The 25,915-nt window shown below is 68.9% G+C and carries 26 protein-coding genes and 1 tRNA gene; 9 read left to right on the top strand and 18 right to left on the bottom strand.

The genetic code is table 11. The features are described 5' to 3' along the window. Positions 1–76 precede the first annotated feature (76 nt). From EO081_RS09220 to EO081_RS09200, 5 genes are all read left to right on the top strand, one after another. A complete protein-coding gene (locus EO081_RS09220; protein ID WP_129342434.1) occupies positions 77–1,462 on the top strand; it encodes an FAD-containing oxidoreductase in 1,386 nt (461 codons plus the stop codon). Further along, positions 1,462–2,193, top strand: a complete 732-nt coding sequence (locus tag EO081_RS09215; protein WP_129341669.1) for an aspartate/glutamate racemase family protein — start codon at positions 1,462–1,464, stop codon at positions 2,191–2,193. The genes EO081_RS09220 and EO081_RS09215 overlap by 1 nt, the downstream gene beginning before the upstream one ends. A 98-nt stretch (positions 2,194–2,291) precedes the next feature. After that, complete coding sequence (locus EO081_RS09210) at positions 2,292–3,851, top strand: alpha/beta hydrolase-fold protein (RefSeq protein WP_129341668.1); 1,560 nt, start codon at positions 2,292–2,294, stop codon at positions 3,849–3,851. A gap of 178 nt (positions 3,852–4,029) precedes the next feature. Beyond that, positions 4,030–5,136: a pepsin/retropepsin-like aspartic protease family protein gene (locus EO081_RS09205; protein WP_165284581.1), complete on the top strand. Its 1,107-nt coding sequence runs from the start codon at positions 4,030–4,032 to the stop codon at positions 5,134–5,136. 166 nt (positions 5,137–5,302) lie between these two features. Next, the gene (locus tag EO081_RS09200) at positions 5,303–6,070 is read left to right on the top strand and encodes an alpha/beta hydrolase (RefSeq protein WP_240697623.1); all 768 of its coding nucleotides are present in this window, start codon (positions 5,303–5,305) and stop codon (positions 6,068–6,070) included. Positions 6,071–6,451: 381 nt separating this feature from the next. Here EO081_RS09200 and EO081_RS09195 read toward each other — a convergent pair whose 3' ends face one another. Genes EO081_RS09195 through EO081_RS09185 form a run of 3 tightly spaced genes read right to left on the bottom strand, consistent with a single transcriptional unit; the run spans position 6,452 to position 9,640 of the window. After that, the gene (locus EO081_RS09195; protein ID WP_129341666.1) at positions 6,452–7,228 is read right to left on the bottom strand and encodes an SDR family NAD(P)-dependent oxidoreductase; all 777 of its coding nucleotides are present in this window, start codon (positions 7,226–7,228) and stop codon (positions 6,452–6,454) included. A gap of 4 nt (positions 7,229–7,232) precedes the next feature. Next, a complete protein-coding gene (locus EO081_RS09190) occupies positions 7,233–8,462 on the bottom strand; it encodes an SGNH/GDSL hydrolase family protein (RefSeq protein ID WP_206364366.1) in 1,230 nt (409 codons plus the stop codon). Continuing rightward, positions 8,459–9,640, bottom strand: a complete 1,182-nt coding sequence (locus EO081_RS09185; RefSeq protein WP_129341665.1) for an MFS transporter — start codon at positions 9,638–9,640, stop codon at positions 8,459–8,461. The genes EO081_RS09190 and EO081_RS09185 overlap by 4 nt, the downstream gene beginning before the upstream one ends. A 75-nt stretch (positions 9,641–9,715) precedes the next feature. Between EO081_RS09185 and EO081_RS09180 the strand changes: the two genes are divergently transcribed. After that, positions 9,716–10,603: a LysR family transcriptional regulator gene (locus EO081_RS09180; protein ID WP_129341664.1), complete on the top strand. Its 888-nt coding sequence runs from the start codon at positions 9,716–9,718 to the stop codon at positions 10,601–10,603. A 468-nt stretch (positions 10,604–11,071) separates the two neighbouring features. Further along, positions 11,072–11,830, top strand: coding sequence for an NYN domain-containing protein (locus EO081_RS09175; RefSeq protein WP_129341663.1), 759 nt, complete (start codon positions 11,072–11,074; stop codon positions 11,828–11,830). Between the two features lie 552 nt (positions 11,831–12,382). Here EO081_RS09175 and EO081_RS09170 read toward each other — a convergent pair. Beyond that, positions 12,383–12,475: transfer RNA gene (locus EO081_RS09170), tRNA-Ser, on the bottom strand. Between the two features lie 165 nt (positions 12,476–12,640). Here EO081_RS09170 and EO081_RS09165 point away from each other — a divergent pair. Beyond that, on the top strand, positions 12,641–13,375 hold the full coding sequence (locus EO081_RS09165; protein ID WP_129341662.1) for a DUF1134 domain-containing protein: 735 nt from the start codon (positions 12,641–12,643) through the stop codon (positions 13,373–13,375). An 81-nt stretch (positions 13,376–13,456) separates the two neighbouring features. On the opposite strand, the gene EO081_RS09160 is transcribed toward EO081_RS09165, so the two are convergent. Then, a complete protein-coding gene (locus tag EO081_RS09160; RefSeq protein ID WP_129341661.1) occupies positions 13,457–14,782 on the bottom strand; it encodes a dihydroorotase in 1,326 nt (441 codons plus the stop codon). A gap of 43 nt (positions 14,783–14,825) precedes the next feature. On the opposite strand from EO081_RS09160, the gene ygfZ reads away from it, so the two are divergent. Then, positions 14,826–15,575, top strand: coding sequence for a CAF17-like 4Fe-4S cluster assembly/insertion protein YgfZ (ygfZ, locus tag EO081_RS09155; protein WP_129341660.1), 750 nt, complete (start codon positions 14,826–14,828; stop codon positions 15,573–15,575). Positions 15,576–15,829: 254 nt separating this feature from the next. On the opposite strand, the gene EO081_RS09150 is transcribed toward ygfZ, so the two are convergent. From EO081_RS09150 to EO081_RS09090, 13 genes are all read right to left on the bottom strand, one after another. Further along, positions 15,830–16,954, bottom strand: a complete 1,125-nt coding sequence (locus EO081_RS09150; protein WP_129341659.1) for an OmpA family protein — start codon at positions 16,952–16,954, stop codon at positions 15,830–15,832. A 106-nt stretch (positions 16,955–17,060) separates the two neighbouring features. Further along, entirely contained in the window at positions 17,061–17,570 is a 510-nt protein-coding gene (locus EO081_RS09145) for a DUF2793 domain-containing protein (RefSeq protein ID WP_129341658.1), read from the bottom strand. A 12-nt stretch (positions 17,571–17,582) separates the two neighbouring features. After that, positions 17,583–19,736 carry a phage tail protein gene (locus EO081_RS09140; protein ID WP_129341657.1) on the bottom strand — a complete coding sequence of 718 codons (2,154 nt, stop codon included), beginning with the start codon at positions 19,734–19,736 and terminating at the stop codon, positions 17,583–17,585. After that, positions 19,736–20,143, bottom strand: a complete 408-nt coding sequence (locus EO081_RS09135) for an NlpC/P60 family protein (RefSeq protein ID WP_129341656.1) — start codon at positions 20,141–20,143, stop codon at positions 19,736–19,738. Before EO081_RS09135 ends, EO081_RS09140 begins: the two co-directional genes overlap by 1 nt. Beyond that, positions 20,140–20,952 (bottom strand): DUF2163 domain-containing protein, encoded by an 813-nt coding sequence (locus tag EO081_RS09130; RefSeq protein ID WP_129341655.1) that lies wholly within the window; start codon positions 20,950–20,952, stop codon positions 20,140–20,142. Before EO081_RS09130 ends, EO081_RS09135 begins: the two co-directional genes overlap by 4 nt. After that, the gene (locus tag EO081_RS09125; protein WP_129341654.1) at positions 20,949–23,237 is read right to left on the bottom strand and encodes a DUF2460 domain-containing protein; all 2,289 of its coding nucleotides are present in this window, start codon (positions 23,235–23,237) and stop codon (positions 20,949–20,951) included. Before EO081_RS09125 ends, EO081_RS09130 begins: the two co-directional genes overlap by 4 nt. Positions 23,238–23,250: 13 nt before the next feature. After that, complete coding sequence (locus EO081_RS09120) at positions 23,251–23,814, bottom strand: tail tape measure protein (protein WP_129341653.1); 564 nt, start codon at positions 23,812–23,814, stop codon at positions 23,251–23,253. After that, a complete protein-coding gene (locus tag EO081_RS09115; protein WP_129341652.1) occupies positions 23,807–24,007 on the bottom strand; it encodes a phage tail assembly chaperone in 201 nt (66 codons plus the stop codon). The genes EO081_RS09120 and EO081_RS09115 overlap by 8 nt, the downstream gene beginning before the upstream one ends. Continuing rightward, complete coding sequence (locus tag EO081_RS09110) at positions 24,004–24,321, bottom strand: gene transfer agent family protein (protein WP_125961734.1); 318 nt, start codon at positions 24,319–24,321, stop codon at positions 24,004–24,006. Before EO081_RS09110 ends, EO081_RS09115 begins: the two co-directional genes overlap by 4 nt. Continuing rightward, entirely contained in the window at positions 24,318–24,725 is a 408-nt protein-coding gene (locus EO081_RS09105) for a phage major tail protein, TP901-1 family (RefSeq protein WP_129341651.1), read from the bottom strand. Before EO081_RS09105 ends, EO081_RS09110 begins: the two co-directional genes overlap by 4 nt. Positions 24,726–24,741: 16 nt before the next feature. After that, a complete protein-coding gene (gene gp17, locus EO081_RS09100; protein ID WP_129341650.1) occupies positions 24,742–25,143 on the bottom strand; it encodes a tail completion protein gp17 in 402 nt (133 codons plus the stop codon). Beyond that, positions 25,140–25,355 (bottom strand): hypothetical protein, encoded by a 216-nt coding sequence (locus EO081_RS09095; RefSeq protein WP_129341649.1) that lies wholly within the window; start codon positions 25,353–25,355, stop codon positions 25,140–25,142. The genes gp17 and EO081_RS09095 overlap by 4 nt, the downstream gene beginning before the upstream one ends. Continuing rightward, positions 25,352–25,903 (bottom strand): head-tail connector protein, encoded by a 552-nt coding sequence (locus EO081_RS09090; RefSeq protein WP_129341648.1) that lies wholly within the window; start codon positions 25,901–25,903, stop codon positions 25,352–25,354. Before EO081_RS09090 ends, EO081_RS09095 begins: the two co-directional genes overlap by 4 nt. Positions 25,904–25,915 lie beyond the last annotated feature (12 nt).

Genomic DNA, 25,915 nt, shown 5'->3' with positions numbered 1-25,915 from the left:
AGTCGGGCCTGCTCCCGTGCAGGCCCGTCACCTTCGACACACGGCCTCGTGCCAACACGATCAAGGTATTCTCACCATGCGCAGCTTCGACGCGATCATCATCGGTGCCGGCCAGGCGGGACCTGCGCTCGCCGCTCGTCTGAGCGAGGCGGGCCAATCCGTCGCCATCCTCGAGCGGCACCTGGTTGGCGGCACCTGCGTCAACACCGGCTGCAGGCCGACGAAGACGCTGGTGGCGAGCGCCTACGCGATCCATACCGCCCGGCGCGGCGTGGAGTACGGCTTCGACGTCGGCGGCGCGATCGCAGTGGACATAAAGGCGGTGGCGGCCCGAGCGGCCAAGATCATCCGGGATGGCCGCGCCGGAAACGAGAACTGGCTGTTCGGCATGGCCAATGTGGAGCTGATCCGTGGTCATGCGCGCTTCGAAGCCCCCAACGTTGTCGCTGTCGAAGGTGAGCGGCTGACGGCGCCCCGCATCTTCATCAATGTCGGCGGTCGCGCGGTCGTGCCGGACATGCCGGGCATCGACGAGGTTCCGATCCTGACCAACACCGACATGGTGGCGCTCGATACGCTGCCCCGACATCTGGTCGTGATCGGCGGCAGCTACATCGGACTGGAGTTCGCGCAGATGTATCGCCGCTTCGGCGCGGCGGTCACGGTGGTCGAGCGAGCGAGCCGGCTGATCGCGCGCGAGGACGAAGACGTGTCCCACGGCATGCGCGACATCCTTGAGGCGGAGGGCATCTCGGTCCGGACGGACGCGGACTGCATCGGCTTCGCGCGCAACGGGGACGATGTCGAGGTGCGCATCGATTGCACCCAGGACGCGCAGCCCGTTCTGGCCAGCCATGTGCTGATGGCGGTTGGACGACGACCGAACACCGATGACCTCGGACTGGACGCCGCCGGCATTGAGGTCGATGCGCGAGGGTACATCACCGTCGACGACCGACTGCAAACCAGCGCTCCTGGAGTCTGGGCGCTCGGCGACTGCAATGGTCGCGGCGCTTTCACCCACACGGCCTACAATGATTTCGAGATCGTTGCCGCCAACCTGCTCGACGGGGAAGACCGGCGCGTCAGCCAGCGGCTCCCCGGCTACGCGCTCTACACCGATCCGCCGCTCGGCCGCGTCGGTATGACGGACGCACAGGCCCTCGCGACGGGCCGGCCGCTCCTGCACGCGAAACGCGCGATGACGAGGGTCGGCCGTGCGGTCGAAAAGGGCGAGACACTGGGCTTCATGAAGGTCGTCGCCGATGCGAAGACGCGTCGCATCTTGGGCGCCGCGATCCTGGGTACGGGGGGCGACGAGGCGATCCATGGCGTGCTGGACATGATGAACGCCGATCAACCGGTCGAGCAGCTTCGCTGGGCGGTACCGATCCACCCCACCGTCTCCGAGCTGATCCCGACGTTGCTGCTCGATCTTCAACCCTGGGGCGGAGAGGCGTGATGCGCATGATCGGCCTGATTGGGGGCATGAGCTGGGAGAGCTCGGCGGAATATTACCGCCTCCTCAACGAAGGGGTTCGCGCGCGCCTCGGCCCGACGGCCTCGGCACGATGTCTGCTCTGGTCGTTCGACTTCTCAGAAATCGAAGCGCTGCAACATGCCGGCGACTGGAGCCGCCTTGCCGAGCGGATGGTGGACGCCGCACAGCGGTTGGAGGCGGCCGGAGCGGACCTGCTGCTGATCTGCACCAACACCATGCACCGGATGGCGGACGACGTGCAGAGCGCCGTCGGCATTCCGCTGATCCACATCGCCGATCCGACTGCGGAGCGGATCGCGGCCGCCGGGCTCCGGAAGGTCGGCCTGCTCGGCACCGCCTTCACGATGGAGCAGGATTTCTACAAGGGGCGGCTGACCGGAATCCACGGCCTGGAAGTGATCGTTCCGGGCGAGGCGGACCGCTCGACCGTGCACCGGATCATCTATGACGAACTCGTCGCCGGACGCATCGAGCCCTCGTCGCGCGAAGCCTATCGCATGGTGATCGGGCGTCTCGTGGCGGATGGTGCGCAGGCGATTATCCTCGGCTGCACCGAAATCATGCTGCTCGTCGGGCAGGAGGACAGCCCGGTGCCACTCTTCGACACCACCGCGCTCCATGCGGCAGCGGCGCTCGATCAGGCGCTCTCGGACCTTCCCGGCAGAGATGAAGCGCAGCGGACCGCAAAGTGAGCAGCGAAACAGTGCGCCTCGGGGCGGTGTCGCAGGCGACCCGCCTTGTTCTGAGTTCGGCATTAGCCTTGCTCCTCATCGGCGCTGCGGAGCCCGACATGCGCATCGCAGTTGCGCTGCAATTCGACGCCGGCATGGACGCGAGCGGCCGGCTGCTGGTGTTTGCCGAGCCTGCGACGGGCGAGAACATGACGAACGACACGGTCGACGTGGCGCGCGGCGGGAACGTCGCGGTCGCGGCACGCGATGTGACGGGCTTCGGAGCCCGTGGATCCGTGACGATCGATGGGCAAACCGAGGCGTTTCCCGAACGCTTCGCGACGCTGGCGCCGGGCACCTACCGCGTGCAGGCGGTGCTCGATCGCAACGGCGACTACAACTTCGCCGGCCGGGGGCCGGGTGACCTCGTCTCAAAGGTCGTCACCCTGCAATTTCCGCTCTCATCGACGCCGGTCCTCCATCTCGATCACGCCGTGCCGCCGGAGACGGACCAGTTCGACATCACCGGGTTGCCGCCCGTAGCGGCGGCGCAGATCGCCGCATCCCGCCCGCACCTTCACGATGAGCGCATTCCATCCAAAATGCTGACGCGCTTTCGTGGCGCGAGCCAGGCCGTGGCCGCATGGGTACTGACTCCGCCGGGCTACGACCCCAGTTCGCGTGCGACCTATCCCACCGTCTACACGGCCGGTGCGTTCGGCACAGGGCACAAGCTGGCCGGCCAGCAGCTTTCGCGCATGTGGCACCTGATGGAGACCGGCGCCATGCCGCCGATGATCTGGGTCGCGCTTGACCATTCGTCCCCAACCGGCACGACGGAATTCGCCGACAGCGTGAACAACGGTCCGTGGGGCGAGGCGCTGGTCGACGAGGTCATCCCCGCCCTTGAAGCCAAGTACAGGATGGACGCCAAGCCGTCCGGTCGCTTTCTGACGGGGCATAGCTCCGGCGGCTGGTTCGCACTGTGGGCCATCGTCCGCTACCCGCAACGCTTCGGCGGCAGCTGGGCAACGGCCCCCGGCCCGGTCGATTTCCACGACTTCCTTGGCGTCGATCTCTACGCGCCCGGCTCGAACCTGTACCGTGCCGCTGACGGCAAACCCCGCCCGCTTGAACGCGATCACGACAAAGTGCTCGGCACGATCAAGCAAGCCGCCCGGCTCGAGCGCGTGCTCGGTCACCGCGGCGGCCAGCTGCGCTCGTTCGAATGGGTCTTTTCGCCTCGCCGGGGTGATGGCGAGCCCGCCTTTCTGTTCGACCGGAACACCGGCGCTGTCGATCCTGCCGTCGCCGCCTATTGGCGCGCGCGCTACGACATCGCGCACCGGATCGAAGCCGACTGGTCGCGGCTGGGCAGACACCTGAACGGCAAGGTCCATGTCGTGGTCGGAACCGCCGATTCCTATTATCTCGACGACCCGGTGCGTCGGCTCGATGCCGCGTTTCGCAAGGTCGGCGGCCGCGCCGATATTCGCTACGTGCCAGGCGCCACGCACAGCATGTCGATGCTGTACGCGAAGAACGGCGATCCAAACGCTTTATGGAAGGAGATGTCACGCGCGATGTACGCGGTGGCCAGACCCGGCCAGATGTGGAGTGCGCCTCCCCGCACCATCGTCCGCGCAAGCGCGCCAGCGATGATCCGTCGGAGTTCATGAGATGTCGTCGCGTACTTTTCTGGCGCTCGCGGTTGCAGCCTTGACTACCCTTACCGCGTTCCCGCCGCCGGCAGCCGCGCTGCCCGTCGATGTCGCTCTTGCGCGGTGGGACATGGCCGAGGCGCGTGCCCTTGTCCAGACGATGTCCCAAGGCGCCGATCGCTGCGCGGTGGAGGGCATGATCGCCAACCGCGAGAACCGGCTGGGTACGGCGGCGAGATTGCTCCGGCCGTGCCTGGCGGCGCTGGAGCGAACCAATTCTCCTCGGGCGGTTGAAGCGTTCGACACGCTTCTCGACACCTATCGCCGTCGCGGTGAGTACACGAAGCAATATCGGCTGATTGCGCGCTGGCTCGGCGCGCATGCTGACCACAAGGACCCGCGCAAGCTCGCCGACCTGCGCGCCGAACTGGGAACGGCCGCGGTGTTGCGCGATCTGCCCAGGCCAAAGGCGACGGGTAGCCGGACCGCAACGGTGCGCAGCTACCTCAATGTGCTGGGCACACGGAATGTCGATCTAACGGTGCGCGGTGTCACGCTGCCGTGGATGATCGATACAGGCGCGAATTATTCCGTGGTTTCCGAAGGCGCTGCACAACGCATGAAGCTCACGGTTCGCAACGCCGGCTACCAGGTGGCCGGATCGACCGGCCATTCGGTTCCGACGCGGATCGCCGCGATCGACACGCTCCCGATTGGCGGAGTCCTACTCCAGAACCTGGTCGCTCTCATTGTACCGGATGCGGCCCTGTACATCCGGTCTCCACGAGGCGACTACCAGATCGAGGCGATACTCGGCTTCCCTGCGCTGGCGCAGCTCGGACGGTTCCGGATCGATCCCGACGGCACTCTCGCGATTGATCGGAGCGCGCCTTGGCTGCGGTCGGGGGCGACGCTGTACATGAACCAGTGGACGCCTGTGGCTGAGATGGAGATCGCCGGCCGCAGAGGTCTGCTGAGCATCGACACAGGGGCGAACCGAACCACGCTCTACGCGAGCTATGCTGACCGGCTTGTCGGTCGCGCCCACCTTTCGCCGAGGAAGCGGGACACGTCCCTGGGCTTGGGCGGCAGCTTCGAAGGCGAGGTGGCGGTCGAGCCGCAACTGATCGTCAAGGCGGGCGCGGCAACAGTGATCGAGCAGGACGTGACCATCGCGCTGGAAGGAGACAAGGCGGCCCCGATCCTCGGCAACCTTGGTCAGTCGGGCCTGACGGTGAAGGGCAGCTACACGTTCGATTTCCGTTCGATGCGGTTGCTGCTTGGACAGGAAGCTTCGGATTAACGCACCGCGCGCAAACGCGACCTCGGCTGAACCTCGGTTTCGCGGCAACAACGAAGGACACGGGAGCGATATGGGCGATAGTAAAAGTGGCGTCGCGGTTCGAAGCCGCCTGATCCCCTTTCCGCCGTCCATCAGCGCAGAGGCACGCGCCAGCCTTGCACGGCTGGTGAACGACGACGGCGTTCCGCTAAACGCGCTCTACACCATACCCTTGCCCGATGATCATGCAGGCTGGATGAAGATCAAGGCGGCCGCGGACGGACACTATGCGCAGGCAGTGGCGCAACTTGCCGGCACGCTGCGAGCAGGCGTGGAGACCATCCGAATCGGCAACGCCACCATTCACGTCGCCACACCCGAGACCATGGCCGAGCCGGACTGCGCTTATCTGGACTTCCATGGTGGCGCATTCGTGTTCGGCGGCGGAGAGGCTTGTCGCGCACAGGCTCGGATGCAGGCGGATCAGCACGGGGCGGTCTGCTACGGCGTCGATTACAGGATGCCGCCCGAGCATCCTTATCCTGCGGCGCTGGACGATGCGCTAGCCGCGTATCGCTATGCACTGGAACGCCACGCGCCCTCGCGCATCGTCCTCGGCGGCCGATCGGCAGGCGGCAATCTGGCAGCTGCGATGCTCCTGCGCGCGAGGGACGAAGGTCTTCCTCTACCCGCAGGGCTGGTCCTGCTCTCCCCCGAAGTCGATCTGACGGAGTCCGGCGACAGCTTTCAGGTCAACCAGCTGGTCGACGTCGTGCTGCCCGGCTCGCTGATGCGGAACAACGAACTGTACGCCGGCGGGGCTGACCTGTCGCACCCCTACCTGTCGCCGTTGTTCGGAAACCTTGCCGGCTTCCCGCCGACCTTCCTGCAATCAGGCACGCGTGACCTTTTCCTGTCAACGCGGTGCGGATGCACCGCGCCTTGCGCCGAGTGAGCGTGGATGCCGAACTGCATGTTTTCGAGGCTATGCCGCACGGAGGGTTGCAGGGGAACACACCGGAAGACCGCGAGCTGGCAGCCGAGGTGTCCCGGTTTGTCAAAGCGCATTGGAGGTGACGGGCCTTCCCAAAGCGGGGTCGACTTCGGGCTAACGGGTGGCCTGAGCGACAGCTATCCGCTTCGATCCCGATCGCTGCCCAACAGTCTCCTCCGGGAGCGAGATAAACAAACGGCCGATTTCGGGAGAGCGCTGCGTCCGGCTTAACGTCGGGAACTGCATTGTGAGCCGCCGGGCGGCGGAACGACCCATCCTTTGTTCAGATGGCCCCTCCAAAGTCAGCTTGCGGCCCTGTCCATGCAGAGACGGACTCCGAAGTTACAGCGTCTCCATGACGCCGCCATCGACGCGGATCGCCGCACCCGTTGTGGCCGAGGCTTGCGGTGAGGCGAGGTAGACGATCATGCTGGCGACTTCCTCGACGGTCGCGGCGCGGCGGAGGATCGAGCTGGGCCGGTGGGTGGTGACGAAGTCCGCGGCCACCTCGGCGATCGGCCAGCCGCTGCGCGCGCGCTCCTCCTCCAGCATCGCTTCCACTCCTTCGGACAGCGTCGGGCCCGGCAGCACCGAGTTCACGGTGACGCCAGTGCCCGCCATCCGCTTGGCGAGCCCGCGGGCGAGCGCCACGTCGGCGGTCTTGCTGACGCCATAGTGGATCATCTCGACCGGGATGTTGAAGGCGGATTCCGAGCTCAGCAGCAGGAAGCGGCCCCAGCCGTTCGCCTCCATTGCCGGCAGATAGGCGCGTGCGAGCCGGACGCCCGCCATGACGTTGATCTGCCAGTGCCGGTCCCAGGTCGCGTCGTCGGTGTCGAAAAAGTCGGCCGGCTGGAAGATGCCGAGGTTGCTGACCACGATGTCCGCCGCCCGAACGGCATCGACGAGGGCGGCATGCCCTTCGGGCGTGCCCAGGTCGGCCGCTACGCCGCGGACGTTGCTGCCCAGGGACGCGGCAGCGGCCCCCACCTTCGCAGCGGTGCGGCCGTTCACGATCACGGCGGCACCGGCCTCCGCCAATCCCCTGGCGACGGCGAGGCCGATCCCCTCCGTGGAGCCGGTAACGAGGGCGCTCTTGCCGGTGAGGTCGATGTGCATGGGGTCAGTCTCCGATCAGGGTGTCGAGGTCGAGGGCGTCGGCCATCGCCTTGTTGCCAGCGTCGCCGGGGTGCAGGTGATCTCCGCTGTCGAACGCCCGGACGAGATGGGCGGGTGCCGCAGGGTTAGCGAGGACCCGCTCAAGATCGACCACCGCGTCGAACGTGCCCGACGTCCGGATCCACGCGTTCACCCGATTGCGGAGCGCGTCTTTCGCCGGGCTGTAGTAGGTCGCGGCCATCGGTGTACCGGGCAGTGCGTCGGCGAAGGGCGGCAACGTGGCCCCGATCACGCGCACGCCGCTTGCATGAGCGCGGGCGACCACGGCGCGGTAGCCGGCCGTCAGTGCATCGAGTGTCGGCATGGGGGCGTGCGGATCGAATGGCGTCCCCGGCCAGGCGATGTCGTTGATGCCGAGCAGGAGGATGAGCGTCCGAACGCCCGGCTGTGCCAGCACGTCGCGGTCGAGCCGTGCAAGCGCGTTGCGCCCCATGCCGTCCGACAGCAGGCGGGCACCCGAAATGCCCGCATTGACCACGGCGATACCGCGGGGCGCCGCACGCGCGGCAAGATAGTCCGGCCAGCGGGTTTCCGCCTCCAGGGTGGCGCCCGCACCATCGGTGATCGAATCGCCCATGACGACGACGGTGCCCTTTGCTTCCGGCGCATCGACCAACACGCCGGCGAGCAACAGGCGCGCAGTGGTCGTTGTCGCAACCTTTGGCGTTGGGGTGCCCAGCGCATTGCCCTCCAGCACATAGCCCGTGCGCTTGCCGTCCCAATGGAAGCTCTCGATCACCGGCGCATGCGCGAAATAGAGCGAGACGGCGACGTCCTGCCCCGCGGCTACGGCGAGCGGGAGCGGATCGCTCACGACGGTCGCACCCGGTGCGATCACCGCCACGGCCTTGCCCCCGAACGTCACGGCGCGCTCACTACCCGGCACAGTGCGCACCTCGCCTGCGGAAGAGGCGAAGCGAGCGCCTGCGATGACGATGGGCTTGGACCCGTAGCTATTTGCCAGGACGATCCGGACATCGCGCCCGCCGATCGCGAGCCGTACGACCTGCCGCAGCGTCCGCTTCTCCAGCGAGGCCGGAATGTTGGTCGGAAATAGGAAGTAGTCGCCCCAGCTTGGCTGTTGGCTCGCCGTCCAGGCCGGAACGACACTCGCCTGCGCGCCGTGCGACAGCAGAGCCCCGGCGACACCGGCGATCATGGTGGCAGTCTTCATGCGAACGCTTCCTTGCGTTGAGTGGAACGGGTTGCCACGAGCGCGACGGTCAGCGCTGCGGCGGGGAAGACGGCCGCAGTCCACGTAACCGCGCCGAGGCCGAGACTTCCGAGTGCAGCGCCGCCAGCCCAGGCGCCGATCGCGTTGCCGAGGTTGAACGCAGCGATGTTGAAGCTCGAGGCGAGGCTCTCGCCGGCCCCCTTGGCGTTCGACATGACCCAGAGCTGCAGCGGGGCGACGGTTGCGAAGGCGGCGAAGCCGAGCGCGGCGACGCCGATCAGCGCGCCGGCCTGGCTGGTCAGCAGCGTGCCCATCGCCACCAGCACCGCGAGCAGCAGCGCCAGGCTTCCGAACACCGCCGGCATCAGCCGGCGATCGGCAACGCGGCCACCGGCGATGTTGCCGAGCACCAGCCCACCCCCGAACAGCAGCAGGATCGGCGAAAGGGCAGATGCGCTGAACCCTGCACGCTCGGTCAGCAGCGGCGCAATATAGGTGAATACGGCGAACACGCCCGCATAACCGAGCACCGTTGTCGTCAGCCCGAGCAGCACCGGTCGACGCGCCAGGACGCGCAGGTCGCCTCGCCAGTCACTCGGCTCGGGCGCGGCGCCGTCGGCCGGCACGGCCCTGGCGATCACGGTGAGCGCGACCAGCCCGATCGCGGCCACCGCCCAGAAGGTCGCGCGCCAGCCGGCCTGCTGCCCCAGCCATGTCCCGGCCGGGACGCCGAGGATGTTGGCGACAGTGAGGCCGGTGAACAGGATCGCAATCGCTGACGCCCGGCGTTCGGGCGGCACCAGCCGTGTCGCGACCACCGAGCCGACCCCGAAGAAGGTGCCGTGCGCGAAGGCGGTCACCACCCGGGCGATCATCAACAGGCCATAGGTGGGCGCCAACGCGCAGGCAGCGTTGCCGGCGATGAAGATCGCCATCAGCGCCATCAGCACGGTCTTGCGTGGCCACCGGGCCGTGGCGACCGTCAGGATCGGCGCACCCACTACTACCCCCAGCGCATAGCCGGAGATGAGCAGGCCAGCCGCGCTCGTCGAAACGCCAAGGGCGCGCCCGATATCGATTAGCAGGCCCATGATGACGAATTCGGTGACGCCGATGCCAAAGGCACCCGCAGTCAGCGCCAGCAGCGCGACCGGGAGGGACGAGGTACGTGTTGTCATCGCAACGATATGGCCGATGCCGATGCGATGAATTAGATCTTCACGCGGAATACGATCTATGCCGCGGAGTAACAGATGGTGGCGAAGGAGCCGAACCGTGCCGGAGAAATGACGGTGTTTGTCCGCGTGGTGGAAACGGGGGATTTCTCCGGTGCGGCGCGCGCACTGGGGCTCTCGCCGTCGGCGGTCAGCAAGCTGGTGTCGCGGCTGGAGGCCCGGCTCGGCACGCGGCTGTTTCGGCGATCGACGCGGCGCCTGGCACTGACGCCGGAAGGCGAGGCATTCCACGCGCGTGCCCAGGCGATCCTCGCGGACATCGAAGCGGCCGAGCGGGAAGCGGGTGGCAGCCGGGCGCCGGTCGGCCGGATACGGGTCAACAGCAGTGCTTCGTACATCACGCATATTTTGGCGCCGACGCTCGCGGACTTCCTCGCCCGCTATCCGCAGATTTCGCTAGATATCGTCCAGTCCGATGCGCTGGCGGATCTCGTCGCGGATCGGACCGACGTCGCCATTCGTGCAGGACCGCTGGAGGACTCCGGGCTGGTCGCGCGCTCCCTTGGCGCGACCGAGCTGATCGTGGCAGCGTCGCCCCACTGGGTGGAACGCCACGGGCTGCCGAAGACGGTCGAGAACCTCGCCGACCACGACCGATTGGGCTTCGCCTACCCCCGCGCGGAGGGAGCATGGCTTCGTCCGGCGCGACAGGAGCCGGAGCGCGTCCGCGTGAGCGACGGCGAAGGGATCCGTCAGCTTGCGCTGGCAGGCGTTGCGCCGGCGCGGCTTGCCGCCTTTACGATCCGCGCCGACCTTGCCGAGGGGCGGTTGGTCCGGTTGCTGCCGGATGCGCTTCCGCTGGCGACGGAAGCGTTCCACGCCGTGTATATCGGCCGGTCCGAAACCCTACCGGAGCGGGTTCGGGTGTTCCTCGATCACCTGGGTCGGCATGGCGTGGTGACATGATCGGCCTGCTCGCGCCCTTCCGGCAAATGATCCCTTGCTAGACGGATAACGGGCGAAGTGGCCGGTCTTCTCACAGCCTCGGGCGTCTCTCTGAAGAGCGGTGCCCGATTGAATTGACGGCAGCTTACAGGCATCGTGCTGCGCGACGGGAACGGCGTAAATTGGGTCGTAAGCTGCCTTGGGCTGTGATCGGCTGAGACTGACAGCTTTTCTGCGTCAAGCGCCTGAAAGGCGCCTGTCCGCAAGCGGCCCAATTCCAGTCGTTCAGTTCGCCGATGATTCCATGGCAGCTCCTGGGTCCCTTGTAGCCGTGGCGGCCATCGGCGAACTTCGATCATCGTCAAATCCTCCAGCGAACGTTCGCTACTGCGGAAAACTGCCAGCCGCCGCGTATCAAGCGCAGGGCCAAGCTGCTCGCATCAGAACCCATTAGAGCGACGTCAAGGACTTGGCCGGTAGGTATATACCATGTCACGCGCCGCCCCTCTTCCCCGCCTCGCCGTTCTGATTGATGCCGAGAACATATCGCCCCGTATCGCGCAGCGCCTCTTTGAAGAGATCGCAACCTTCGGTGAAGCCAGTGTGCGCCGCATCTACGGCGACTTCTCGGAGGAGCGGCTCAAGGGTTGGGCACAGATCCTCGCTGACCACGCAATCATCCCGCAGCAAAACTTCGCGCTGACCGCGGGCAAGAATGGCTCCGACATCGCGCTGGTGATCGACGCGATGGACCTGCTGCACAGCGGTCGATTTGCAGGATTCTGCCTGGTTTCGTCGGACAGTGACTTCACACGTCTCGCTGCGCGTATCCGCGAGCAGGGTCTCGACGTGTTCGGCTTCGGCGAGGCCAAGACCCCCAAGAGCTTTCGACAGGCCTGCAAGCGCTTTGTCTTGACAGAGAACCTGCTCCCTCGGTCTGGGCCTCCCGCACCAGTTCCGGGCCAGAAGATTGTGATTGGGGCCGCTGCGACGCCGCCACCCGCACCGCGCTCGCCCGCGCAGGCGACGGCTATGGTCCGACGCGCGATCGCGCAACTTGAGGATGAGGAGGGCTGGGTTCATCTCGGAGGCCTCGGGTCGCGGCTTCTCGCGATGGACCCAGAGTTCGATCCCCGCACATATGGCTGCGCCAAGCTGACGACGCTGATCGAGCAAGCGGGTGGGTTTGAGGTAAGACGCGGCGGCGGCATGTCGGTGCAGGTTCGGCAGAGGAACAGCGCGCATTGATCCAGTCTTGTGGTCTGAAGGAGCGATAGCTGTCCGCGACTGCCGATCTATGACCTGCCTGCCGATAAAGGGCGCGATTTGTCACCGTCGTTGAGGGGCGCATCTTTCGCCGAAGAGCGATGAATGATGAGAGCCGAAGATGGCGGTTCGAACGTCCGCAACTGGGTCTTTGTGGCTGAACGCTCAATCTAAGCGGGCTGCCGCTTCAACATCTGATCACCCGGCGACCGCGTTGGTAGCCGACGGTCGCCCTTCCCGCAGCTAAGTCGTCCGTGAACTCTGGACTCCTGGCCTTTTTCGACAGCTGTCGCTCGCTGGCGGTGAGTAGAAGCGAGCGCCCCGGTGGCTAAGTTCGACCTCTCAATCGATCGAGAAAGGATGGCTTCGATGAGTGCGCCCGCGCCACCCGCGAGGCCGAACGGCTACGATCTCGATTAGCAGGCTTCCGCTCCGGGAGTTCGCGTGCGTTCGCCGAAAGCCATAATCAAAGTGGGCATGGAAGTGGGCAGAGACTCCCCGATTCCACAAAAATATCGTGAAATCAAAGAGTTCTGGCGGAGACGGAGGGATTCGAACCCTCGGTACCAGTAATCCCGGTACGGCGGTTTAGCAAACCGCTGGTTTCAGCCACTCACCCACGTCTCCGGGAACCGGCCTTGAGGGCGCGGCTATAGCCAGCATGCGGGCGGGGATCAACTGGGGTCGCATCGCTTTTCGAGCGCGTGTAGGACTCGGGTCGTCGCGCCATTCATTGCAGTGAAAGCGGCAGGCGCGGATAGAACATGGAACTGAATTCTCCGGGGGAGTGGCATGCGTAGGTTTTGGCTGATGCTGGGAAGCGTTGCGGTGGCGGTCGCCACGCCCGCGGCCGCGCAGATGCGCACCGTCGATCCCAATGAGGCGATCGACAGCGACCTCGATTCGGCGCCCCGGACGCAACAAGCCGCGCCCGCCGCCGAGCCGGACCCCGCCGTCGCGCCGCAGGCCGACTATTCGACCCAGCAGCCGCAGTCGGCCCCTGCTCCGGCTCCCGCCGCTCCCGGCGCCACCATGGCATCGGCGGACACCTACAAGCGCGACGATCTGATCGACGCCGCCGAAGGTGTGTTCGGCAAGGGCGCGGAAGGACTCGCCGGTATCCTCGAGAACATCCTCAAGGATCAGGGCGAACCCAACGCCTATATCGCGGGCCGCGAGGCGGCCGGCGCATTCGTCGTGGGGCTACGCTACGGCTCCGGCGTGATGAGCCACCGCGTGGAGGGGCAGCGGCCGGTCTACTGGACGGGCCCGTCGGTCGGGTTCGACGTGGGCGGAGATGCGACCAAGGTCTTCGTGCTGGTCTACAACCTCTACGATTCGCAGGAACTCTACAATCGCTTCCCCCAGGCGGAGGGGCGCGCCTATTTCGTCGGCGGTTTCTCGGCGAGCTACCTGCGCCGCGGGGACGTGGTGCTGATCCCGGTGCGGCTCGGCGTGGGTTGGCGGCTCGGCGCCAACATCGGCTATATGAAGTTCACCGAGAAATCGAAGTGGATGCCCTTCTGATCGGGGCTTTCCGGGCCTGACGGCCGCGGGGCACGCCCGCGGCCGTTCGGTTCAGCCCGGCTTGGTTCAGCCCGGACTCGTTCAGCCGAAGTCCACCGCCTCGAAACGCAGCGGCGCACCGCTTGCCTGGGAGGCGAGCTGCCCCTCCCACATCACCTGCTGGCCGCGGATGATCGTCCCGATCGGCCTGCCCGTCAGCGTCATGCCCGTGAACGGGGACCAGCCCGCGCGCGATGCCAGCCAGGGCGCCTCGACGGTCCAGCGCTTCTTCAGGTCGACCACCGTGAAGTCGGCGTCATAGCCGACTGCGATGCGCCCCTTGCCGACGAGACCGAACAGGCGCTGCGGACCCGCGCTCGTCATGTCGATCAGGCGCTGCAGCGTGAGCCTGCCGGCCGCCACATGGTCGAGCATCAGCGGAAGCAAGGTCTGCACGCCCGGCATGCCGCTGGGGCTCGCGGGATAGGGCTTGGCCTTTTCCTCCAGGGTATGCGGCGCGTGGTCGGAGCCGATCACGTCGGGGACGCCCTGGTTCAGCCAGTACCACAGGCCGTCGCGATGCGCGCCCGAGCGGATCGGCGGGTTCATCTGCGCTTGGGTGCCGAGCCGGGGATAGGCCTTCTCACCCGCCAGCGTCAGGTGCTGCGGCGTCACCTCGCATGAGGCGACGTCCTTGTTCTGCCCCAGCAGCTCGAGCTCTGCAGGAGTGGTGACGTGCAGCACGTGGATCCGCCGGCCCGCCTCCCGCGCGAGTCGCAGGATGCGGCGCGTCGCGATCATCGCGCTTTCGTCGTCCCGCCACACCGGATGCGAGCGCGGATCGCCCGTCACCCGTTCGCCGGCGCGGTCGTTCATGCGATCCTCGTCCTCCGCGTGGATCGCGACGCGGCGGTGGCCGGAACGCAGGACGCGGAGCAGATTGGAATCATCGTCGACCAGCAGGTTGCCGGTCGAAGATCCCATGAAGATCTTCACTCCCGCCGTGCCGGGAAGCCGTTCCAGCTCCGCCAGCTGCTCGGCATTTGCTGCCGTCGCGCCGACGTAGAACGCATGGTCGCACCACATGCGGTCCTTGGCACGCGCGAGCTTGTCCGCGATCGCCTCGGCGCTGTCGGTGTTGGGGTTGGTGTTCGGCATCTCGAACACCGCGGTCACGCCGCCCAGCACGGCCGCGCGGCTGCCGGTTTCCAGATCCTCCTTGTGGACCAGACCGGGTTCGCGGAAATGCACTTGGGTGTCGATCACGCCGGGCAGAACATCGAGGCCGGTACAGTCGATCACGGCGCCCGCATCGCCCTGCCCGCCGATCTGCGCCACACGGCCGTCGCGGACCCAGAGGTCCTGCGCGGCCGGGCCGCCGGGCAGGTGAACGGTGCCGCCTGCCAGTTTTAGGTCAAAGCTTGCCACGGTCGCCCTTTCGTCTGCTGCACCGCCTCCCTACCTTGCCGACATGACGGAAACCAGACCTGGCACTTGGCTTGCCGACCGTGCGTTGCTCCGCGTCGGTGGGGCGGAGGCGCGTCCCTTCCTGCAGGGGCTGGTGACGCAGGATGTCGGGGCGGTGACGCCGCAGGCGCCGCGCTGGTCGGGGCTGCTGACGCCGCAGGGCAAGGCGCTCTTCGACTTCATCCTGTGGGATGATGGCGAGGCCGTGCTGATCGATTGCGAGGCGACGCAGGCAGAGGCGCTGGCGCGGCGACTGATGCTCTACCGGCTGCGGCGGCCGGTGACGGTCGAGCCTGTCGCGGCCGGCGTTCATTGGAGCGCAGAGGGGCCGCAGGGGCTCGCAGACCCCCGGCTTGCGGAACTGGGCCGCCGCTGGCTGGCCCCGGCAGCCGCACCGGCCGACGGCTGGCTCGCGCATCGGCTCGCACGCGGCGTCACTGAAGGCGTCGCGGAACTCGGGCAAGACAAGACGCTGTGGCTCGAGTGCAACGCACGCGAGCTTGGCGGCGTCAGCTTCACCAAGGGCTGCTACGTCGGGCAGGAAAACACCGCGCGGATGCACCACCGTTCCAAGGTGAACCGCCGTCTGGTGGTCGCCCCGATCGGCGAGGCGGGCGATCGCACGCGTGCGAGCTATCCTGACTTGTCCCTGATGGTGGAGCATCGGCGCGTCGACGCGCTCGGCGATGCCCTCATGCCCGCTTGGCTGAGCGAAGCGCTGGCGTCCGACGGTCAGGCAAGCGCCGCGTCCTAGCGGCGGGATCTGCCGCCACGTCTCGCGCCCGCAGGCTGATCCCCAGGTTGAGGATCGGGAACGCGTGATCGTCCCGAGGTCGGGGCTGCGCGACACCAAGCCGCCACCCGCCGCAAGCCAGCCCCGTCGCGACGCTCAGGCGGCGGGCAACATGCCCGCGCACGCTCAAAACCGGTGTTCCCCCGTTTCGGGCAAAGAAAAAGGGAGGCCGGTTGCCCGACCTCCCCAATTTCCATTCGACCAGAAGGTCGAACTTACATGCCCGAACCCGGACCGTAGGTGATTTCCACGCGACGGTTCTGGAGTTCGCGCACGCCGTCGGCGGTCTCGACGCGCGGACGGCTCTCGCCGAACGCTTCCGAGGAGATCACGCCACCCGGGATACCGCGACCCTCGAGGTACGCACGGACCGAGTCCGCACGGCGCTGCGAGAGGCCGACGTTGTACGAGGCTGCGCCCGAACGGTCGGCGTGACCGGCCAGCATGACCTGCGCGTTGCCGCACGACTGGTAGTTCGAGATGGCGTTGTCGAGGATGCCAGCCGCTTCCGGCGTGATGTCCGACTTGTCCCACTCGAAGAACACGATGTACGGCCCCGGGGTGCACACCGTCTGCGGCGGCGGCGGCGGCGGCGGCGGCGGGGGAGGCGGCGGCGGCGGCGGCGGCGGCGGCGGCGGCGGAGCTGCCGGTTCACCGAAGTTGAAGGTCAGGCCACCCAGGATGCTGTGCGACCGGAAACGACCGTCATAGCCACGACCCGTCACGTCGACGAGGTTGACGTCCTCAGCGTTGAAGAAGCGGTACTTGAGCGACACGTCCACGTTCTCGGACAGCGGCGCGCGGATGCCCGCGATCGCCTGCCATGCGAAGACCGTGTCGGAGTCGTCGAGGAACGAGCCACGCTCGTCGAGGCGATAGTCGCTCGCCTTGACGCGTGCGACACCCGCACCGGCGCCGACGAAGCCCGACACGCCGTCGTCTTCGCCGAAGTCGAGCATGGCGTTACCCATGAACGACAGGGCCGAGGTGCTGCCGCCGGCGTCATAGTCACCTGCGGTGACCGAGCCGAGGCCGCCGCCGGGACCGTAGACCGGGATCGCGGTGGTGGAACGGTAGCTGTCGAGCGTGGCCCGACGATAGCTGACCTCTGCTTCAACGCGGAACGCGCCGAAGTCGTAACCGACGAAGCCACCGACGTCATAACCATAGTCGTGATCGACGGTGGAGGTGCCACCAGCCGGCGTCGAGAGGTCATAGTCGATATCTTCGACGATCATCGCGCCGCCTTCCACGCCCACGTACCACGCGTTGTCGCGGGCGAGGGCGGGAGTCGAGAGCGCAGTGGTCGCGAGCGCCAATGTGACGGCAAGCTTCCGCATTCTATTCCCCTTTCATGGTTGTCCTACGGACAGCGCAAACTCCCTACTTCGGCCTTCGTTTCCGCGCAAGCGAACAAAAACCGCCACTGTTGCGGAACTGCAACAGCTATTCGGCGTTGCCGGCGACCAATCCATGGGTGCGGAGTGCCTCGACCACGAGCGCCAGCGTGGCGCGCGCTTGTGCATCCACGACCGTCCCGCCGGTCGCGCTCGGGATCGCGGGCTGCTGTGCACCCACGACCTGTTTGCCCTCGAGGATGAGGCGGACGCCATGCACCTCCCCCACGATCCAGGCGCCCGCCAGCCGCCGCACGGGAAGCGCGTCGCTCCGGCTCCAGAGCAGCATGCCTTCGCACGCGCGAAAGAACCGCCAGCCGGCTTCCGACCATGCCGCGACCTTGTCGGCCTGACCGGACCAGGCGTCGACCGGCGCCTCCCCCACGATCCAGCATTGCCCGGCGACGGGTGCCGCGGGCGGCTGGTTGCGGCCGACCTCCTCCATCTCGGGGTGCAGCAACACGTCCAGCGCAAGCAGAGCCTCGTTGTGCGTCAGCTCCTTTTGCGCCTGTCCGGCATGGAGCATCGGCAGCGCCAGGCGAACGGTGGTATCGATCATGGGAACCTCGCGTCAGGAGAGAGAGAGGATGGCGGGGGCGGATAGGCCATGGTTGCCGATCTGCCGCACCTCGATGCGGAGAGCACCGGTTGCGAGTTCGGTGGGCAGGATCAGCCTGGGCTCCGCACAAGCGATCGTCGTCGCGCTGCCGTCGATGCGCAGCACGCGCACTTCATAGGCTTCGGCACTCTCGCCCAACGGCACTTCCACCCCGTCCGGCCAGTGCCAGCCGGCTCTGCTGCGTCGAACCCACGAGAGCTGCGGCACGCCGCTGGCGGTCTTTCCCACGATCAAGTGCACGGGCGACGGCGGACGGAGCCACTGGCCAGTGACCGTCACTTCCGCCGGTACGCCCTGGACGCCATCGCCGATCCCGGCCGCGCGCAACCGAAGCCGAACGCCTTCCCCGCTGCGTCGCGGTTCCAGGGTGCGCAGCGCGTCCGGGCGGATCAGGGCGAAGCCATCGCCCACCTTCTGGCTGCCGATCGCCGCCTCGGTGCCGCGTCGGCCGCGCCACAGTCGTCGCAGCCGCCAGCGTCCGGGCGCAACCTGCACGGCCTCCGCGAACTGGAGCAGCTCGTCGCCCACCATCGCCAGGTTCGCGCCTAGGTCGAGCGCCGCGCAACCGGCCCCGGCCAGCGTCATCTCGTCGTGCGGGAATTCCACCTCCAGGGTCGAGCGGCGATCCTCCAGCGTCGCCGGAACCGCCTCGGGAACCGCCACGACCGTCCCCAGAACGGCGGGTGCCGCAGTGCCCCCGACCGCCTCCCAGCTCTGGCCCGCATCCTCGCTCACCAGCAGGGCCGCGCGACGCCAGCCCGGAAGCGCTCCCGAAGCGAGCACTGCGACCTGCGCCACCTCCGTCGTGCGCTCGTCGATGGGAGGCAGTTCGAACGCCATCAGGCGCGTAGGCCCGTGCAACGTATCGGGAGCGAGAGTCCCCCGCCCACCCGAGGCCCCGCGCGCAGGAATCGCTGCGCCCGCGATCCGCTTGAGGTCGAGCGTCAGCACCATGTGTTCGAGCGTCCAGCCAGCCACCCGCCACTGAACAGGCTCGCCCTCGATCTGCACCCGGTCCCCCGGGACGATGCCGGCGTGGCTCCAGTCGAGGCACACCCGCCGCGTTTCCCGCGCCAAGTCCAGCGCGTCGATGGCGCGCTCGGCGAGCCCGCGCGCATGCGCAGGAGCGATCACGGCCGGCAGTTCGATCCGCACGCCCCGCCCGGTTGCACCGGATCGAACGGCACGCTGAACCCCGGTCTGGTAGTCGCGCGCCGCCTCGTAATAGCCGATCGTCACCTCGGCGGGCGCCTTGTCGCTGGCCGCAATCGTCCGCACGCCCCGGCCACGCCCCGCCCCATCCACGCGGGCGGCCAAGTCTCCGATGGTGGTCGCGCCGCCGGCGTCCGCCCGCACGCCGTCTCGGCCGATCCAATAGCCTGCCGGCGTCAGCAGCGTTTCCACCGCCGCGCGCACGCTGTCGCCCTGTGCCGAATAGCCGACCAGCGGCAGCGCCCCCTCCCCGGCGTCGATGCTGCCGTCGCTCAGTTCCTGGATCACGGCGCCCGCGGTCACCGGCGCCAGGTCGGCTTCCACTTCGAAGGTCAACGACGGAATGCGATTGCCGAAGTCGGCGAGCTGCAGCCCCTCGAACACCGCATAGGCGCAGCCCCGATGTGCAGGGGCCAGGCCGGGTCCCTCCACTGCCGCGATCAGCGGATCCGGCTGCTGCGCCTCGTCGCCCCGATGCAGGCGGAAACCGGTCTGCGCCTTCCAGTCGCCGGCCGCGCCGCGCAGCAGCTTGCCGTCCGCCCAGATCCGCCGGATGCCCTGGATCGGCCGCCCCGACAACAGCACCGCGAAGTTCGCCGAATAGCTGTAGCGCGTGACGCTCGGCTGCCCTTTGCCCGGGCTGTCGCTGCTGCGCGTCTCGACGAGTTCGGTGGCCCAGATCACCGATCCGGCCACCCGCATGGTCCCGAACACCCGCGGGATCTGGGTCGCGTAGGATGAGGTCTGCACCGCCAGTTCGGTAAGCCGCGGGCCTTGCCGCCCCTTCGCTCCCGACAGGCTGCCGTCGACGGCGCGGCCGAGCGTCGCTCCCAGCGCCGCTCCGATCGGCCCGCCCACCGCTCCGCCAACCACCGTCAGCACCAGCGTCGCCATCAGCCCTCTCCTTCTTGCCAGCGCCACGTCCCCACGACGGGAAAGGGCAGCGCACCCGGACGCTCGACCACGCGCCGGAGCATCGCGTCGGCGTGGATCACGCCGTCCTCGCTCAGGATCGCCAGGTGCAGCTGGCCCGCACCCGGCTGGAGCAGCACCACGTCGACCGGTGCGCCGTCCGCGATCGGCACCAGGCCGGCGGCGCGCAGCAGGGCTTCGGCCTTCGCAATGTCGCCCGAGCGAAGCGTATAGTCAGCAGGGACGCCCCCCGTGTGCCCGTCCGCTGCCAGCGCCACGGCCACCAGGCCGACGCAGTCGAGCCCGAGCGCGGGGTCGCGCCCCTGCAGGCGGAACCGGCTCCCGACGGCACGCCGCGCCCCGGCGACGATCCGCAGATTGCCGCTCATGCACCGGGATAGCGGGTGAGCAGGTCGATCCCCGGCAGATAGGGTTCGCCGCGGAAGTTGATCGCGTTGGCGAAGCGCCCGGCACAGGTCTCCAGCCTCTTGTCGCACCCTTCCACCAGCTCCAGCAGCTCGCCGCCCGCGACGGGCAGCGGCGGCACGCGCTCGAGCGTCAAGGTCGCGCCATCGGACGCGGCGACCGCCGACTCCAGTCCGGCGTTGGCGCCGCCGAACCAGCGCAGCCGGCCCGCGCCATAGGCATTGGCGACCGGCTCCGCCCGGTCGAGCGTCAGCTGCCGCCCTTCCGATGCGACCACGCGCGCGAACCGCCGCCTGCCGGCCATGGGTACGCGGCAGCGCCGATCACCCAGGTGCGCCCGGCACCCGGGTGAGGTTTCCTCCACCACGGCCTGCTCCAGCGCGGCCGCGGCGCCACGCAACTCGGCGGTGAACGCACCGTCCGCCGTCTCGACGGCTCCCAGCCGCCCCTCGCCCAGCAGCAGCGGTTCCGCGGGCCGCGTCCAGTCGACCGCGAGCACGGTGATCCGCGCGCCATCCCATCGCCCGGCGAGCAGGTCGGTCTCGCCGATCGCATCCATGCTGAGGGGGCCGCTCGCCTCCATATCGTCCGCATCCATCCGGTCGCCGCGCCGGATGGAAGACGGCGTCATCCCGGGCGCGGCGCGATAGCGCAGGCCCTCCACGATCAGCTCCCGATCATGCGCCGTCAGCCCGATCGTGACGCCATCGGTGCGCTCCAACCGCCAGCACAGCGCGGTGGTGGTGAGGGCACCCTCGAGCCAGCCGGTCATGCCTCGCGCACCTCGATCAGCGGCACCGAAGGCGCGGCGCCGGCCAGGAAGGTCGCCCGGTTCACCGCCAGCCGGTCCTCGGCGAAGCGCACCGGCACGTCGAAGCGGAACCCCGCCGTCACCACCGCCCCGGGCTGCGGGGCGCCGTCGAGCGCGACGATCCCCCCGGAATCGAGCGAGAAGCCGTGGGTCTCGATCCCGTCCACTGCCACGCGGACGCTGCCGGCCACCGGGCGCGTGATCCTCCGCGCCACCTCGCCATAGTGCTTCAGGAGGGGGAAACGCGTGGTGATGCCATCCCCGGTGCCGATCGGCTGGTCCCCGGGCGCGGCATCCACGCCGGAACTGTTGTCGAAGGGGTCGGTCAGCCGGAACCCGCGCGCCGGCCCCAACCGCGCGCGGAAGAAGGCGAGCAGTGTCGCGATGTCCGCCTCGGATCGCACGCCCGGCCCGACATCGTAGCGGGTCCGCGGCTGCGCCCAGTCGGCGTTCCGCTTCTCGGCGCCGCCCGCGCTGGTGACGATCGCGGTCGACAGCTCCGGCGCCACCTCGGCCTCTCGCCCCAGCGCCAGCGGGAAGCGCACGTCGTCGAACGCCTGCATCGCATCCTCTCCCTCGTCGAAATGCACAAAGCCGTCGCGGATCACCTGCGGCAGCGCCCAGAGGAAGGTCGCCGCCACGCCGCGCGCCCGCGCAGTCTCCGCGGCCCGGTCGATCGCCTGCCACTGTCCGGCATCTTCGGGCCGCAGCACGAAGCCGGCGAAATACTGCTGGCGCTCAGGCGGATAGCCCAGCCGCGCCTCGGCCGCCGCGATCCCGCGCGCGGTCGCCGCGACATTGCCGACCGCCGCCCAGTCGTAATCCTCCAGCTGGAGCACGTCGAACGCGGGCGAGGCCCAGCCGATCGGCAGATTCGCGCGCTTGAGTTCGGGCGCGGCCGCATCGAGCACGGTGGGCAGATAGGCGAGCAACAGCGTCTCCGCCTCCGGCGCCACCTGCCTTACCGCGCCCGTCAGCGCGGCCGTCGATGCCGCCAGCACCGCACCGGCCCGGTCGAGCGTCGCCGTCTGCGCATCGTCGAGCGACCCTCGCACATTCGCGATCTCGACCGGATCGAGCAGCGCCCGGCCAGCATCGTCGTACAGGCACGGGCGCCCGTCCGGCATCACCCACCACCACGGCTCGCCCACCTGGAAGCGGACCGCCAGCCCGGCCGCGACCGCAAGCTGCACGAAAGCATGCGCCACCTGCTGCAGATAGGCCATCGCGCCGCCATGCGCTGGCGAGAGCAGCGCCGACGGCGGCTCCCAGCCGGTCCGTGCCGGCGATCCATCCCCCGCGCGCTGCTTCCAATCGCCCCAGCAATGCTGGTCGAGCAGCTCGTAGGACAGCGACCAGATCACGCCATAGCCGAGCGCCCTCGCCTCCGCGGCGAAATGCCGGTGCCAGGCGACGCACGGCGTGTTGAGCACGCCCCCTGCCAGGCTCGCGTACAGGCCGCCGCCGTTCGCCTCGAGCCGGAAATAGTGGCTCATCCCGACATAATGGACGATGCTGCCGCGATACCCCAGGTGCAGCGCGTTGCGCAGCAGCCGGGCTGGCGTCAGGTGATAGCTGTCGTCATAGCCGCTCGCGATCGACAGGCCATGCTCGGGCAGGACGGGCGCTCCGATCGCCAGCACCGAGTCCGGGCCGTCGCAGGCGATCTCCGAAAGCTCGACCCATCCTTCCGCCGGCCCCGGCAGCAACGCGTCCTCGCCATCATAGTCCGGCGCCACCAGCGACACGAACATGCGGTCGACATCCCCCGCCCACACCGGGTCCGCGTCCGTGGGAAGCTCGAACCCGCCGATCGCAGTGGCGAAGTCGATCTCCACCACCGCGTCCTCGGGCGTACCGGAGGCGTAGTTCCACAGCCGCACATACCACGCCCGCGGGGTGCCCGCAGCGTCGCGCCCCTCGATCGTCAGCACGGGCCCATGCACCGCGTCCAGCGGCCGCACCCCACCCGACCGCCAGCGGAACCGCAGGCGACACCGCCGATAGTCGCGCTTGGTCGCATAGCCGAGCAGCGGGTGGTCGTGCCGGTCCTCCGATTCCCAGATCAGTCCCGCCAGGTCGTCCCGGCGGTAGAAGACGGCATCGACCCGCAGCGCATCGGGCGCCGCCGACACGACCGAGGCCATCATCGGCCGCGGGAAGTTCACCGTCCAGAACCGCGGGTCGAAGCGGGTGAGCACATCCTCCACCTGCACGGTCCGCTCGCGCGCCAGCCAATATCCCATCGAGCCCTCCCGCTCAGTCAAGGTCCACCAGCGCGGCCTTCACCGCACGCGCGACCTGCCGGCCCGATTGCGCCAGCGCGCGCGGGGCGTCGCCCGATCCCGCCCGGATCGAGATCGCGATCCGCACGTCCCGCCCGCCGCCCGCCTGGGGCGCGGCGATGCTGCCGCTGCTGGTGGGCACGAACAGCTCCGGCCCGCGCTCGCCCACCCAATAGGGCCGCTGCGGGCTGACCGGACCGCCCGTGGCTCGCCCCGGCGCGCCGGACACCAGCCCGAGCAACGAGCCCAGCAGCCCGCCCCCGCTCGCCGCCCCGCCCAGCAGCGTGTCGAGTCCGCTCCGCATCGCGCCCGCGGCGATCTCGCCCAGCACCTGGTTGGCGATCCGCCCCAGGTCCTCGAACCCCATCGAGCCGTTGCGCACCGCCCGCACGAGCACCGTCTCCAGCGCCCGCCCGGCGCGGTCGACGCCGCTGGCGAACGGCCCTTCCAGGCTGTTCTGCATCGCCGCGACGTCGCGCGCGAAGCCGGCCGTGTCGGCGCGCACCGACACCACCAGCCGTTCGATTTCCTCATCCATCCGGGAATGCCTCCATCAGCCGCGCGAGCGTGCCGGAATCGGGCGGCGCCGTGCCCGCGTCGCCGCCCGCCGCCTTTGCCACCGCGGCAAGCTCCGCCGGGGTCGCCCGCCAGAAGGCGTCGGGACTCCAGCCGAACCACAGCCCCGCAATCCCCGCCAGCCGCACCGCCGCCTCGGCAAAGCGCTCGCTCACCGCCCGCCCAGGATCTGCGCCAGCAACTGGCGCAGCGCCGGCGTCGCCGCCGCCAGTCCGCCCGCGATCACCGCCTCGCCCAGCGCTTCGCGGGTCAGCGCCTCGGGCCGCTCGCGCAGGCAGTGCCAGAACAGCGCCACCAGTTCGCCGAGCGCCAGCTTCCCCGCCGCCGCCCGCTCGACCAGCGCGAACAGCGGCCCCAGCTCGCCCTCCGCCGCGACCAGCGCGGCAAAGCTCGGCCGCAGCACCAGCCGCTCGCCCGCCACCCGCAGCTCCGCCTCGCCGCGCGCCGGATTGGCCGGTTCGCCGCTCATGCCGACACCACCGGGCCGGAGCTTTCCAGCGCCAGCGTGTAGCTGCGCTCGCCGTTGTAATCGCCCGCATAGTCGAGCCGGGTCAGCAGGAACCGTCCCGTCATCGTCTCGCCGGTCTCGAAGCTCAGCCGGTAGTCGTCGATCGTGCCGGCGAGCGCATTCGCCTTCAGCCGAGCCTCCGCCGCCGATCCGGTGAACACCCCCGCGCCCGACACGCTCACCGATCGCACGCCCGCTCCCGACAGCAGCTCGCGCCAGCCGCCAGAATCCTTGGACGTGATCGCCACCGCCTCGCCGTTGATCGACAGCTGCGTCGTACGCAGCCCCGCCACCGTGGTGAAGCCGGGCGGCACCTGGCCGTCGCCCACCTTCAACAGGAACGCGCTTCCCTTTTCCGCCGCCATGTCTTCGTCTCCCTCGTCACTGCATCCGCAGCATGCGCACCCGATATTCGTTGGTGCCGGCCCACAGTCCCTCGCCCTCGCGCACGATGCGGCTGCGCACCGGCACCAGGCTGGCGATCCGCCATCCCTCGCCCAGGTCGCGCGGCAGTGCCTCGACGGCCGCATCCACCTCGCCCGCCAGCGCGCGCAGCCGCACCGGCCGCTCGCCCGCATCGCGCAGCACGATCGCGATCCGGCCTTCCCGGCCCGCCATGTCCTTGGTGCTCCAGTCGGTCAGCAGCGCCTCCGCCACCTCCACATACGGCCGCGCCGCGCGCACCGGCGGCGCATCGAACACCGCCGTCACCACCCGCATGACGCCGGCATGCGCGGTCAGCGCCGCCACCAGCGCCTCGCCCAGCACCGCCTGTGCGCTCATCGCTCCGCCCCCAGCCAGCGCACCCGCGCATCCTCGATCCGGCGCCGCCACAGCCCGCGCCCTTCGATCGTCACCGATCGGTCGTCGCTCTCGACCCGGATCCCCCGCAGCCCGGCGGCGACTTCCCGCGCAGCCGCGCCGATCCGCGTCACCGCCGCGGCGACCGCCTGCGCCCCCGCCGCCTCGCCGCGCGCCAGCAGCCGCGCCCTCATCGCCGCACCTCCGGCGCCAGCCGCAGCCGCCGCCACGGCCGCCACAGCGCCGCCACCGCGGCCGGCGGCTCCCCGCCCGCGCTGCCGCTTGCGAACAGATGCGCGATCAGCAGCACCATGCCTTGCGCAATCGGCGCCGGCAGCGTCTCCCAGCCCTCGGCCAGCCCCGCGCGAAAGTCGATCCGCAGTCGCCCCGCGCTGCCGGGAAGCATCGCCTTCACCCAACCGACGCCATCGGCGGTGAGGTCGATCGCATAGCTCCCGGCCGGCAGGGGAAAGGCGCTGCCCTCCGCCGGCAGGCCGTCGACCCGGGTGATCGCCGTCACCGGCTGTACCGGCAGCGGCGTCCAGCATGCCGTCGCCGGCACGACCGCCTGCCAGTCGCGCGCGATCAGCGCATGGCCCGTGAACGTCTCGCACACGGCAAAGGCGGTCGCGGCGGCCTGCTCCAGCACCGCCTGCTCGTGGGTCGCCGCCACGCGCAGGTGCGCAAGCGCGGCCGCGCAGGCGGCAGCGATCGCCGCCTCCGGGATGGGTGGCGTCTCCATGGGCAGCTCCGT

Source organism: Sphingomonas desiccabilis, assembly GCF_004135605.1.
Taxonomy (GTDB): domain Bacteria; phylum Pseudomonadota; class Alphaproteobacteria; order Sphingomonadales; family Sphingomonadaceae; genus Sphingomonas; species Sphingomonas desiccabilis.
This window is presented reverse-complemented; position numbering and strand designations above follow the sequence as displayed.